Consider the following 13,665-nt stretch of genomic DNA (forward strand, 5'->3'; position numbering starts at 1 on the left):
CACCCCCGAGCTGCCGGAAGACGAGGAGCCGAGGAGCATGACGACAGGCCGAGTGGAGGTGACCGCGGCGGACATCGCCCGGCTCGCCGAGGTGAAACCGACCGCCGTCAGCAACTGGCGCAAGCGGCACGACGACTTCCCCCAACCCGTTAGCGGCACCGACCGCAGTCCCCGCTTCGACCTCGCCGAGGTCGAAGAATGGCTCGGACGCCAGGGCAAAGCACGGCATATCGCGGTGGCCGAGCGGCTGTGGCAGAGCTTTGAATCCGCAAGGGCCGGCAGTGCTGCCGAGGACGCCCTGGCCCTCACCGGCCTGCTTCTGTTCCACCTCCACCGCCACCCCGGGGCACAGAGCCCGCGGGACAAGGCGGGCCTGGTCCAGCTGATGGAGCGAGCCGAGCACACCTTTGCCGAGGCGCTCGGCGGTACGGTCGGCAGTCTCGGCGAACTTCTCAGCGCCCTTCAGTACGAGCTCGGCGCCCGGCTGCTCTCCCTCCTGGTCACGGCCGCCGAGGCCGCGACGGCCGACGGCGCGCGCACCACTTTCGACGACCTGTGCGCCCGTTTCCTGCACCAGGGCTCACGCTCCGGCCTGGCGGCCACCCCCCGTGAACTCGCCGACCTTATGGTCACCCTCGCTGGGCCGCCCACCGACGGTGCGGTCCTCGACGCCTCCTGCGGCAGTGGAACCTTCCTCCTTGCCGCCGCCGACAGGGGCGCCACCCGCGTCCAGGGCCAGGAGCTCAGCCACTCCCTCGCCCTCCTCGCCGCCCTCCGCCTGGCTTTCCGCAACACCGATCCGGTAGCGACGGCCGTCTCCTTCGACGTGCACACCGGCGATTACCTACGGCGCCCCGCGTTCCGCCCCGGGCGTGCGGCGGCCGTCGTCGGTCACCCGCCATTCGCCGACCGCAACTGGGGTCACGAAGAGCTCGTCGACCATGTGGGCTGGGAGTACGGCATCCCACCGCGCAGTGAGTCGGAACTGGCTTGGATACAGCAGGCCCTAGTCCATGCCGCTCCGGGCGCACCCGTGGTCCTCCTCCTGCCCCCGGGTGTCGCCTTCCGTCCGTCCGGTCGCCGCATCCGCCAAGAACTGCTGCGCCGCGGAGCACTACGCGCGGTGATTTCCCTCCCTGCTGGGTACGCGGCCCACTACGCACTCGCCCTGCAGATCTGGGTTCTGCGCCGCCCCGAACCGGGTGAACTTCCCCCTGCCCGCGTCCTGTTGGCAGACAGCGGGGAGGAGCAGGACCCGAGCATGCTGATCCAGGATCTCTGGGCGCGGTACGTGGCGGCAGCCGATGACGATGACTCCTCGTTCCCGGCACGCCCCGGCGTGGCTCGACTGGTCCCCGTGATGGATCTCCTCGACGACGATGTCGACCTGACTCCCCGCCGCCATCTACCCCAGTCCGCCACACTCGGTGTGAGTGCCGAAACCCTGGACGCGGGCCGCACCGCCTTGGACGAGACTCTACGCGCGCTCAGGTCCGCGCTGCCCGCCGTCGGCGCGCTCCCTGGCCTGCCGGACCTGACCGAGGCGGCGCGCGCGGGCGTCCGCGTCGCCACCCTCGCCGAGTTGGCCAAGAGCGGCGTCGTGGTGCTGCGCCGCCCCGCCCACACGGAGCGCCACCGTCCAGCTGCCGATGTCCATCGTGGACAGACCGGCTCCGCTCCGCCCCCCGCCCCTGGCCCCGGGGAGGCTCTCTTCCTCACCGCGCGAGACGTCGTGACCGGTCGACCGCCGTCCGAGATCGGTCCGGCCCCCGACGACATCGTCCAGCACCAGCCGGTGCGCGTTGGTGACGTCCTGCTGCCCGTCACCGCCCGCAGCGTCGTAGCCCGCGTCGCCACCGACGAGGATGCGGACGCCTACCCGGCGGCCACCCTTCACCACATCCGCGTGGCTAACACCGACATCCTGGATCCCTGGTACCTGGCCGGCTTCCTCTCCAGCGTGGAAGGAGCGCACCAGGCCGCCTCCACCACCAGCAGTCCCGGCTCCCACACTCGCCTGGACCCGCGCCGTGTCCGTGTCCCTCTGTTTCCCATTGACCGGCAGCGCGCGTACGGCGCAGCGTTCCGCGCCGTGGCCGACTTCAGCCGCCTCCTGCGCACGGCGCACGATATGGGGCAGGATCTGGCCAGGGATGCCACCGAGGCGGTGGCGGGGGCACTGCGCGGCCAGGGCAGTGCGGAGGCTCACGATGCACCAGCCAGTGCACGGCCCCACGTTGCTCGGTGAATCCCCGCTCTTGCCACCACCGGCCTCCGGCTCTCCCGGTGTCACGAGTTCCTCTAACCCCAACTCCCAAGATTTGTAAGGACGTACGTACGTGGTGACTGATCCGAAGGCCCAGGCAGCCGCGGAGTACGCACAGGCGACGAAGCTCGCGAACCTCATCTGGGAGGTGGCGGACTTGTTGCGGGGCGAGTACAAGCGCTCGGACTATGGCAAGGTGATCCTGCCGTTCACTGTGCTGCGACGCCTTGAATGCGTGCTGGCGCCAACGCGGAACGAGGTAGTCTCCGAGTTCAGGCGGCTGACGGCTCTGGGAAGAAACCCTCACCCATTCCTGCCAGCCAAGTCCGGCCATTCCTTCTACAACACGACGCGCCTCACGCTCGCCTCTATCGTGAGCGGCCACGAGGAAGAGAAAGCCAATCTGCCGCAGTACGTCCAGGCATTCTCACCGGATGCCTACGACGTGTTCCTGAAGTTTCGCTTCGAGGAGCAGATCCAGCACCTTGTGGACACGAAGCTCCTCCACAAGGTCGTGTCCGCTTTTGCTGGTTACAACCTTCACCCGAAGGCGATCCCCAACCACGTCATGGGGTACGCCTTCGAGGAACTCATCAGGAAGTTCTCCGAGGAGTCCAACGAAACCGCCGGTGAGCACTTCACACCGCGCGAGGTTATCCAGCTGATCACCCGCCTCCTCATCACCCCGGACCTCGGTGAACTCAAGGTCGGCAGACCCACGCGCACCATCTACGACCCGACGTGCGGCACGGGCGGCATGCTCAACGCGGGTCAAGACGTGATCCACGAGCACAACACAAAGGCCGACGTGTATGTGTTCGGGCAGGAACTCAACCCCGAGTCCTGGGCTATCTGCCGCTCCGACATGATGATCAAGAACCAGGACATCGAGCGCATTCAGCTGGGCAACACCCTTAGCGACGACAAGTTCGAGGACTTCCGCTTCGACTACATGCTCTCCAACCCGCCGTTCGGTGTCGCGTGGAAGAAGGTCCAGAAGGAGGTCGAGGACGAGCGGGACAACCTGGGGCACCGAGGCCGCTTCGGCGCCGGCACCCCGCGCATCAGCGACGGCTCGCTGCTGTTCCTCCAGCACATGATCTCCAAGATGCGGCCCGTGGAGGAGGGCGGCAGTCGCATCGGCATCGTCTTCAATGGCTCGCCGCTCTTCAGCGGTGCGGCAGGTTCCGGCGAATCCGAGATTCGCCGTTGGATTCTCACGAAAGACTGGCTGGAGGCTGTGGTCGCACTCCCCGACCAGCTCTTCTACAACACCGGCATCTCCACGTACTTCTGGATCCTCACAAACCGCAAGGACCCAGCCCACAAGGGCAAGGTCATGCTGATCGACGCCCGCGACCAGTGGGTCAAGATGCGCAAGTCCCTCGGGGACAAGCGGAAGGTGATCAGCGAGGAGCAAATCACACATGTGATGAAGCTGTATGCCGAGGGCCCAGAGATCGCCGAGAACGAATCCCACGCTTTCCACGGCAAGGTCAAGGTCTTCGCCAACGACGACTTCGGCTACCAGCGAATCACCGTCGAACGGCCACTGAAGCTGCGCTTCGAAGTCACCGAGGAGACGCTGGAGGAGGCCCGCGAGTCAAAGGGCATGATCAAGCACTTCGGGGAGGTCGGGGTCGAGCACTTCACGGATGCCCTGAAATCGCTTCTCGGAAAGACGTGGCCGGGGAAGAAGCCCGCTTGGGCGGCGGTCAACGCGGCCCTCGCCAAGGCTGGCATCCCGTGGAGCCGCAATACCGCTTTCCAGAAGGCGCTGCGCGAGGTCATCGGTGTGCGCGACCCAGAGGGCGAGATCCAGATGAAGAAGGGCGAACCGGAACCGGACCCGGAACTGCGCGACTACGAGAACGTGCCGCTGGACCAGGACGTGGATCAATACCTCAAGGACGAGGTACTCCCGCACGTGCCCGACGCATGGATCGACCACGAGAAGACGAAGATCGGCTACGAGATCCCGTTCACCCGTCACTTCTACGTGTACGAGCCACCGCGCCCGCTTGCGGCGATCGACGCGGAGCTGAGCGGGCTTGAGGCACAAATTCAAGGACTGTTGGGCAAGGTGGCGAAGTGAGCGTAATTCAAATCGCTCCGTGGCTCGCCAATTCGCACTGGCCTACGGTGCCAATTCGCCTTGTAGCGCGACTGGGGTCTGGCCACACCCCAAGCCGAAGCAAGCCCGAGTATTGGCAAGACTGCACCATTCCGTGGATTACCTTGGCTGATGTTTGGCAGCTACGCAGCAACCAAGTTGATGTCATCACAGATACGAAGGAGCAGATCAGTAAACTCGGGGAGGCAAACTCTGCCGCGGTCAGGCATCCTGCAGGCACTGTTATTCTCTCCCGTACCGCGTCAGTTGGATTTTCGGCAATAATGGGACGCGACATGGCCACAAGTCAGGACTTCGTGACTTGGACTTGCGGACCGCGACTCGATCCCCGTTTTCTGCTCCATGCACTGCGAGCGATGGCTCCGGACCTCAAGCGGATCGCAGCTGGATCCACCCACAAGACGATCTATATGCCAGACGTCGAACAGTTGAGGGTGCCCTTGCCCTCACTAGAGGAACAGCGCCGAATTGTCGATTTCCTCGACGCCGAGACAGCTCGCATGGATCAAATCTACAACCTCCGCGAACGGCAGGTGAACCTGATCGACGAATCCGCGATCTCGCGCGCCTACGCTACTGTACGCGGACAGCGCGTAGATGGTCCCCGCAAGGAAAGCGGACTCTCATGGCTCGGAACAGTCCCCGCCTCATGGCGGGTCGCGGCCGTCTCGCACCATTTCGAGGTAGAACTCGGCAAGATGCTCAATGAGGAACGGACAAAGGGGCAACATCTGTTCCCTTATCTCCGCGTCGCCAACGTGCAATGGGACCAGGTGGACGCGGAAGAGTTGGCGTATATGAATTTCCCACCGCACGAGAGACGGCGCTATCGCCTGCGCGCGGGCGACGTGCTCGTGTGTGAAGGCGGCAGCTGGCCAGGCCGAGCTGCCGTCTGGGACGGACAGGTTCCCGAGATGTTCTACCAGAAGGCGCTGCACCGCATCCGCCCTCGTGGGACTGATCTTCCGCGCTGGCTGTATTACTGCCTGCTGGTGGCCGAACGGCTCCGCGTGTTCGCAGTGCAAGGTAATGCGAGCACCATGACCCACCTCACTCGTGAGCAACTCCGCCCGCAGCGCTTTCCGTTCCCTGACCCAGCCACTCAGCGAAAGCTCATTGAGATGCTCGACGCGGCAGCGCAGACTGACCGGGAGGCTAAGGCGCTTCTCCAACGCCAACTCGATGTGCTCGCCGAACGCCGCCAGGCCGTCATCACCGCAGCGGTAACTGGTCAGCTCGACGTCATCACCGCCCGAGGAGTGGAGGCCCCGTGACCCTCGCCAACGCCCCCGCCGCCTTCGCACAGCGACGCCCCGACTCCGAGTACGCCTTTGAGCGGACCATCGTCGGGGCCCTCACCGCCTCCGGCTGGCACGAGGGCGAGCGAGGGCAGAGCGCCTACAACGCCGAGCTCGGTCTCGACACGGCCCAATTGCGGACCTTCCTCGACGCCACGCAGCCCGCCATCCTGGAGCGGCTCAAAGAGTTCACCGGCGAGGCAGATAGCCCCGAGGCCACCGACGTCGCCATGCGTGAGTTCGGCAAGCTGCTCGCCCGCGAGATCGACGCACGCGGCACGCTCGACGTGCTGCGCAATGGCGTCAAGGACCGCGGCCTGCACATTGAGCTTGCCTACTTCCTGCCAGCGCACGCCATCGCCGATAATGCGTTCCACAACTACCGGTGCAACCGCCTGACGGTGACCCCACGCCTACGCTATTCACCCGACCACACCCGTGAACTCGACCTGGTGCTATTCCTGAACGGGCTTCCCCTCGCGACGGCCGAGCTCAAGAGCTCGGCGTCCCAAAACCCCCAGAACGTCGAGGACGCGAAGCGCCAGTACCGCACCACCCGCAATCCGAAGGACCTGATCTTCGCCAAGCGGGCCCTCGTGCACTTCGCGGTCGACGAGATGCTCGTCTTCCTCGCCACACGTCTCAAGGGCGAGAAGACGCTCTTCCTCCCCTTCAACCAGGGGTCGAAGGGGCCCGGCAATCCTGGAGGCGCAGGCAACCCGCCCCTTCCCGACCGTGAGAAGGGGCCGGCTTACCGCACCGCCTACCTCTGGGAGGAGGTCTGGCAACCGGACAACTGGATGGCAATCATCAAGCGTTTCTTGCACGTCGAGGACCCGAGGAACAAGAAGGGCGCCGCGAAGAGCGGCCGGCCGCGTCGTGTGTCCGTGCACGACCGGCCCCTGATCTTCCCCCGTTACCACCAGTGGGACGCCGTCCGCCGCCTCACCGCCCACGCCGCCTACCACGGCTCGGGCCAGAACTATCTCGTCGAGCACTCCGCCGGTTCAGGCAAATCCAACACCATCGGCTGGCTCGCCCACCACCTGTCCGTGCTGCACGGCTCCGCCGAGCCAGGCGCACTCGATCCGAAAGCGGTCTCTGAGGGGCGTATCGAGGCCGACAAGCCTCTCTTCCACAAGATCGTGGTCGTCACGGACCGGACCGTCCTGGACGACCAGCTTCAGGACACCATCTACCAGTTCGACCACACGCCGGGCGTAGTCCGCCCAGTCAAGGGAACCGAAGGCGCCAAGTCTCAGCAGGTCGCCCAAGCCCTTGGTGACACCGGCACGAAGATCATAATCGTCACGGCGCAGACCTTCCCCTACATCCTCGAAGGCGTCACCGGCCTCAAGGACAAGCGGATCGCAATCATCGTGGACGAGGCTCACTCCGGCCAGACCGGCAGCTCTGTGCCAAAGATGCGCAAGGTATTGCGCGGACTCGGAGCAGAGGAGAAGGCCGGCAAGGACGAGGAGGAGTTCCTGACCTCTTCCGCTGCCGCACGCCAGATGCACCCGATGTTGTCGTACTTCGCCTTTACCGCGACGCCCAAGAAGAAGACCCTCAACCTCTTCGGCGTCACCGATCCCGACACCAAGCTCAAGCGCGGGTTCCACATCTACTCCATGAAACAGGCCATCGAGGAGGGCTTCATCCTCGATCCCCTGCGCAACTACACCCGCTATACGACCCATTGGCGGGTCGCCAAGGACGGTGCCGAAGAGATCGAGGTGGACGAGCACAAAGCCAAGAGCGAACTCGCCAAGTTCGTCTATCTCAACCCAACCACCCTCGCCCAACACGCCGAGATCATCGTCGAGCACTTCGCAGTGCACGGCCGCCGCAGGCTCGGCGGGCGGGCCAAAGCAATGGTGGTCACCCGGTCCCGGCCAGCCGCGTACGAGATGTACAAGCATCTGGTGCAGGCCACTAAGGACCTGGACTGCGCGGACCTCGGCGTGCTCGTCGCCTTCTCCGGGGAGCTGGAGGTGGAGAAGGAGATCGACGGGGTTGTCACCAAAGTCAAGGTCACCGAGGCCGAGCTCAACGGCGTTTCCGAGAAAGAACTCCCCGACGCCTTCGCCTACACCCGCGCCGACGACCGCTACGCCGCCCTGCGGACCGGAAAGCCGGGCGGCGCGCCGCTGCGCACCGAGTACCGCTTCCTCGTCGTCGCGGAGAAGTACCAGACCGGCTTCGACCAGCCGCTTCTCACCCACATGTACATCGAGAAGCCACTGACCGACGTCGCCGCCGTCCAGACCCTCTCTCGCCTCAACCGTACCCACCCACGTAAAAGCCAGGAGGATCTGTTCGTCCTGGACTTCGTCAATGACCCTGAGGACATCAAGAAAGAGTACGCCCCCTACTTCAAGGAAGCTCGCACCGAGCCTGCCGATGTCAACCTTCTCTACGGTTCCCAGCGCAAGGTGATGGCCCACCAGTTGCTGTACGAGGACGAGATGGATGCCTTCGTCCGGGCCCTGGCCACGGCGCAGGCGGCCGACGGGTCCGCCACCGTCGGTGAGCCGGGCGCCCGCCGCTGGGAGAAAGCGCACGCGGCCCTCTACCGCCACACCGACGCCGCCCGCGCCCGCTTTGTCGAGCGCCAGGAACAGAACGGTGAGGCCGCCGAGGAGTTTCGCGCCGACCTGCGCGCCTTCCTACGCCAGTACGGCTTCCTGTCCCAGCTCATGCCGCGCGTCGACATCGGCCTCGAACGTCTCTACCTCTACGGCAAGCATCTCGCCAACATCTTGCCACCGCCGCCGTACGACCCCTCCCTCGACGTAGGGGAGATGGACCTCACTCACATGCGGGTCACGAAGGTAGGTGACTACGACATCAGCCTCACTGACGCGGACGTCGAAGACCTCGGCCCGTACGGTGCCGAAGGCGCGGGCAGCCACCGAGACCCAGACAAGGTCCTCCTCTCCGAGCTCATCGAGGAGTTCAATGTCCGCCACGGCCTCGGGCTGAACGAGGCTGACCGCGTGATGTACGAAGAGCGCATCGTCGCCGCAGCAGAAGATCCGGATCTGGAGGATGCCGCGCTTGCCGCCCGGAACGAGGGCGACTTCGAGCATCCCTTCAACAAGAGATTCCGTGACATCATGATCGAACGGGCCGAGGCGGACACCAAGTTCACCGAACGCTACTTCTCCGACGCAGAGTTCCAGGGGCAGCTGCTCCAGGAGGCCCGCACGGCCGCATACCGTCTGATCCGGCGCCGCCACAACCTCCCCGACACCCGCTGAGCCTACTGCGTGGGTACGGCGAAGGGACGGCCGCCAACAGATGCCCACCGAGCGCCTCTCCGCGTGTACCTTCCGATCATCCCTCCGTCTCTTCCTCGGTGGCCAGCCACTCCATGGCCATGTCGTACAGGGACTTCTTACCGCCGACGACCCAGCGTGCCGGCCCTTGCACAGCAGTGGGGGACTGTTCCCAGCCGGCTAGCTCCCAGATCCTGTTGACAAGGCCGCTCGCCGAGTAGGAGGTGCCGTCGTAGGCCCACACCAGCGGCTTGGAACGGTCGTTCGTCCAACTCGCTTGCTCCCTGCGGGGGTCGGCGGTCAGCCAGTCCCGTACCTCCTTCTCTTCCGTACTGTTCAGCGGTACGTACTGGACGGGAGTGCCCTCTGCCAGGAGCCGGGCGGTCACCAGGGTCGGTACCGCGTTCGGTCGGCGTGGGCGGCGCGGCTGCGGGATGGACGGTTGGTAGGTCTCGGGGACCTCCGAAACGGGCTGCCCCGCCCGCACCATTGGCAGGACAAGGCCGACGAGTTCCTTGCAGCGGTCCTCGTTGGTGAAGGTGCTGGTGAGGAAGGACTGCGGCCCGTAGACCGTGTCGATCTGGTGGATGAGCCAGTCCACGACGGGTCTGACCAGGTCCGGGACGCGAGCGAGGAGGGGCGCGAGGTCGAACTTCGGGTCGTCGACGTCCTCCAGATCGGGGGCGAGGAGTTGGAAGACCACATGGCTGACGAGCAGGTCGCCGCGGAGCGTCGTGTCGGCCGCCCGGCCACGTACTTGCTCGTGCAGCCGTTCCAGCGCCTCGCCGACCTCACGGTGGACCAGGACACAGCGCCAGATACGCAAGGCGCTCGGCTCCTCACCGAACAACCGCGCGTAGTTCCCGAGCCGACCGCTCTCCCAGAGCAGGTCCGTCGACCTCTTGGCGCGAACCGCCAGTTCCGGCGTGCGGTGTGCACAGGCCAGGGCAACAGCTGCATCTGCCACCGAGCAGCCTGCTTCTGGCGCTGGGTCGGCCTCGCCACGCTTGTACACGTACTGCTTCCCCAGGGACAGGTCGAAGTCCTCACGAATGCGCGCCTGGGTGTCATCCAGGGCGATGAAGTCCCTTAGCGATACGTCGTTCTGGGTGTTGGTGGTCTGTGTAATGCGTTTCGCGTAGGTGGCCCGCTCATCACCGAGGTCGCCCAGTGCGATCACCCGGACGCTGACATCTGCATCTTCGACGGTGTCCGGTGTCAAGCTCTGTGCCTCGTGTATCGAGGTGACGGTCTGGGCGCCGTTGACGACGCTGACGTTGCCCAAGATCAGGTCCACCGGCTCATCGGGGCGACGCCGGCCGATCCAGCGCTCTTCGATGCTGTCGCACAGCACCGTGATGCCGTTATTGAAATACCAGAAGTTGTCGGGCTCTTCGGCCAGTGTCTTCTGGATGCCCGAGTTGATCGGGGTCAAGCCGAGAGAGTTTCGGATGTTCTGCGAAAACAGGCGGTGACCGTATGCGTCATACCATCCGGCCACTTCACCAGCCGCAACGGTGCCCTGGAAAGCGGTGAACGGCGTATCGCGCTTGATCCACTTCTGCATCCGCACGATGACGTCCACCGGGGCGGGCGAGCGGTCGTCCTTGAGCTGCTCCAACAGCTCACCCGCGCCCAGGAGCTCATAGTCGAGCATGGGGCCGTGCCCGTGATGGTCCTCGACAGTGCGGTCCAAAACGTCCGTAGCGTGCTTGCTGAGCGGGTCGTCCCCAACGAGTGCGATCACTAGGTGGATCTTCAGGCGGGCATCCGCCAGCGCGGAGTCCAGTTGCGCGGTGAAAGGCCGCAGCTTGTCGTTGAACACGTCGAACTTGCGCTGCTCCAGCAAGCTGAGCCCGTCGACCAGCGCGAGGGCCGCAGACTGATTGAAGCCCGCGTTCCCCCGGTCGTTCCACTTCGCCTGGACGAGCCACACCTGGGCTCCATCGGTGACCGCGACTGCGTCGAGCCCGCCGTCGTCGTACCCATCGATGACAGCCTTCGCACACGTCTCGTGGTCCAGGCCGGTCTTACGGCGTAGCGCCGTCGCTGCTACTGCCCGTGACAGCCATGCGCGCTCTCGGTCGCGGCCCGACATCTGTTCAAGTCCGGTCTCGTCGATGAGTCCCTGATAGCCCCGCTTGAGTCCCTCCTCTATCTGGTGCAGCTCCTGACTCGTCGTCCTCGACGGTCCCCGCCCCGTACCGCTCACGCTTCCCCCAGCTCCTCGTTGCCACCCCGAGTTGTGCCCTGGGCCAGCGTAGCCCGGCACCTTCACTCACCTTGAGCAGCAACCAGCTTCTGCATGAACCTGACGTACTCTCATTGAAAGACGGGTGCCCCATGACGTCGGGAGGACGCCACCACATGACCAGGGGTCGGACCAGACGCATCGCCGACCGGTACGAGTTGAACGCGCTGCCGATGCCCGGCGGCATGGGCCTGGTCTGGGAGGGATATGACATCGTCCTCGACCGGCCCGTGGCCATTAAGCAGATCCGCGTCGAGAAGGCTCGCACACCCGCCGAGCTCGCTGTGCTGGTCGGACGGTTCCGGCGGGAGGCCCGTGTAACGGCGCAGATCGAGCACCCGGGGGTGCCCGCGGTCTACGACGCGGCCATCAACCAAGCCGCTGACTCGCCCGACAAGGCGGCAGAATTGTATGTAGTAATGCAGCTGATCCGGGGCATGGACTTACGGGACATCCTCGCCCAGCAGGGCCCGCTGCCCGTCGAATGGGCGGTCGCTGTAGCCGCGCAGATCTGCTCCGTACTGTCATACGCGCACGCCGTGCCCGTCGTTCATCGGGATCTGAAGCCGAGCAACATCATGATCGACGGCAACGGGGCCGTGAAGGTCCTCGACTTCGGCGTGGCCGCTGCCTTCGGGACCGACACGGCCCAGCTGACCGAAACCGGCCGCCCAGTCGGCACCCGCGACTACATGGCCCCCGAGCAGTTCCTCGGTGTCGGCGTCAGCCCTCGCAGCGACCTCTACACTCTCGGCTGCGTCCTACACGAGATGCTCGCCGGGCGCAAAGCGTTGTGCGGAGCCGGCGATGCCGCGCTGCGGCACGTCCACGACAACCCCGAACCACTGCGTTCCCTACGGCCCGACATCCCCGTTGAGCTGGAACGGCTCGTCCTGGACCTCCTAGAGAAGAATCCCGACGACCGCCCCGCTGATGCGCATGCCGTCCATGACCGACTCGTCCCCCATCTCCCGTCACCCGGCACCAGTACCGCACCGCCGGGCCCGCCCGGCCTGGCGGATCCGACCCTCCCCTATCGCGCTCCCCTCGCTCCCAAGAGCCGACCAGCCATACGCACCGGCCCTGGACCGGCGCGCCCCGCAACGCCCACCGTTCTGTCCGACGCGTTCCTCCAGGAGGGAGAGGAGGAAGCGGTGCGACTGTTCGAGGAGGGGCGCTTCACGCAGGCCGCTCATGTACTTGAGGAGTTGCTCGACCAAGCCGATCAACTCGACCCGCGTTTGCCAGAGACCCGGCGCATCCACGCGGGTGTCCTGCTCGCAGGAGAAGATTTCCGCCGCGCTCTCGGCGCGTTCCGGCATTTGGCAGCTGAGGCGAAAGACGGCAGTGAACTCCGTGAATACCGCCAGCACATCGCGCTGTGCCTGGCAGCACTCGGCGAGCATGAGCAGGCACTGAAGGAGTATCGCTCCCTGTTGCGAGACGCTCCAGACTCCGAGGCGGTCACGCTTCGGCAGAAGATCGCCGACCTTTTGTTGGCGTTGCATCGTGCAGGCGAGGCGGCCGACTTGTTGCGAAGCCTTGTGCGCGAGTTCCCTCCAGAACACCCCGCCGCAGTGCGCTCCCGCGAGCTACTCGACCGCATCCAGTTCGCGGGAGGATCCGCCGATTAAGGAGCTGGCGTCCCTACTGACCTGGCCTCACTGGACCTCGTAGGACGACATCCCTTCGAGCGGGGGCACCATCGTGGCACGCTGTGAACCCGGTCCTTCTCACCGCGCGCGTTGTCACTCTGCCTTCAGCTCGTCCCAGCCCCCTCCTTCGCCCCAGTAAGGTCCGAAGTAGACGAACGAGGTGAGGATCGATTATGACGGCTGATCACGAGTACGAGGAAGAAGACGAGCGTGAAAGCACCGAGTCCCTGATCGCGGACTGGCAGGCCCATGTCGCGCACCTCCAGCGGACTGGAGACAAAGTAAGGTGGCTGCACGCGGAGTTGACACCGTGGCATGGCGTGCGGGATCGCGCTGACGAGTGGGACTGGATCATGAGGGAGTTCTCGGAGGCGGCCTCAGGTGCCCACAAAAGCGACTTCGAGAGTCTGATCCTCCAGACCGTGGAACTGCACAATCGCGGCGCCGGAGTCCTCAATCCAGATCATGGACCGAATCCGGTCCCGTCCCCCTTCGTACGGCACATGCCCGCAGACCAAGCCGAGATCGAAGCCAAGCGCATGCAGCGTCAGGGCCGCCATGTCGTCACGTATCAGGAACACATCCGCCAATGTCTAGATCACTTTGTCCTGACGTGGACAGCCCTCATTGACGGCTGTTCGATCTGCGACTGGGACATGATCGACGACGAGTTCCCCAAGCTCGCTCTACTTGCGGAAGAAGCAAAACGCGCCCACAGCATCTGGTCGTCCTTCGACCGATAGAGCGCCACATGTCGCTGTGCCGCTCGGCTTGCGGCCT

At 65.1% G+C, this 13,665-nt stretch carries 7 protein-coding genes; 6 read left to right on the forward strand and 1 reads right to left on the reverse strand.

Features of this window, described 5'->3' with window-relative positions; all coding sequences use genetic code 11:
• Positions 1-37 precede the first annotated feature (37 nt).
• The 4 genes from ACWGKT_RS25460 (at position 38) to ACWGKT_RS25475 (ending at position 8,961) form a co-directional block, all read left to right on the forward strand.
• Positions 38-2,248: an N-6 DNA methylase gene (locus tag ACWGKT_RS25460; protein WP_453275516.1), complete on the forward strand. Its 2,211-nt coding sequence runs from the start codon at positions 38-40 to the stop codon at positions 2,246-2,248.
• 94 nt (positions 2,249-2,342) lie between these two features.
• Complete coding sequence (locus ACWGKT_RS25465) at positions 2,343-4,361, forward strand: type I restriction-modification system subunit M (RefSeq protein WP_401350309.1); 2,019 nt, start codon at positions 2,343-2,345, stop codon at positions 4,359-4,361.
• Positions 4,358-5,674, forward strand: a complete 1,317-nt coding sequence (locus tag ACWGKT_RS25470) for a restriction endonuclease subunit S (protein WP_401350312.1) — start codon at positions 4,358-4,360, stop codon at positions 5,672-5,674. Before ACWGKT_RS25465 ends, ACWGKT_RS25470 begins: the two co-directional genes overlap by 4 nt.
• The gene (locus ACWGKT_RS25475; RefSeq protein ID WP_453275517.1) at positions 5,671-8,961 is read left to right on the forward strand and encodes a type I restriction endonuclease subunit R; all 3,291 of its coding nucleotides are present in this window, start codon (positions 5,671-5,673) and stop codon (positions 8,959-8,961) included. The genes ACWGKT_RS25470 and ACWGKT_RS25475 overlap by 4 nt, the downstream gene beginning before the upstream one ends.
• A gap of 76 nt (positions 8,962-9,037) precedes the next feature.
• On the opposite strand, the gene ACWGKT_RS25480 is transcribed toward ACWGKT_RS25475, so the two are convergent.
• Positions 9,038-11,191, reverse strand: coding sequence for an AIPR family protein (locus ACWGKT_RS25480; RefSeq protein ID WP_401350318.1), 2,154 nt, complete (start codon positions 11,189-11,191; stop codon positions 9,038-9,040).
• Between the two features lie 71 nt (positions 11,192-11,262).
• On the opposite strand from ACWGKT_RS25480, the gene ACWGKT_RS25485 reads away from it, so the two are divergent.
• The gene (locus ACWGKT_RS25485) at positions 11,263-12,864 is read left to right on the forward strand and encodes a protein kinase domain-containing protein (RefSeq protein WP_453275518.1); all 1,602 of its coding nucleotides are present in this window, start codon (positions 11,263-11,265) and stop codon (positions 12,862-12,864) included.
• 194 nt (positions 12,865-13,058) lie between these two features.
• Positions 13,059-13,628, forward strand: coding sequence for a hypothetical protein (locus ACWGKT_RS25490; protein ID WP_401350323.1), 570 nt, complete (start codon positions 13,059-13,061; stop codon positions 13,626-13,628).
• The last annotated feature ends 37 nt before the right edge of the window (positions 13,629-13,665 follow it).

The organism is Streptomyces sp. NPDC054794, from assembly GCF_053611585.1.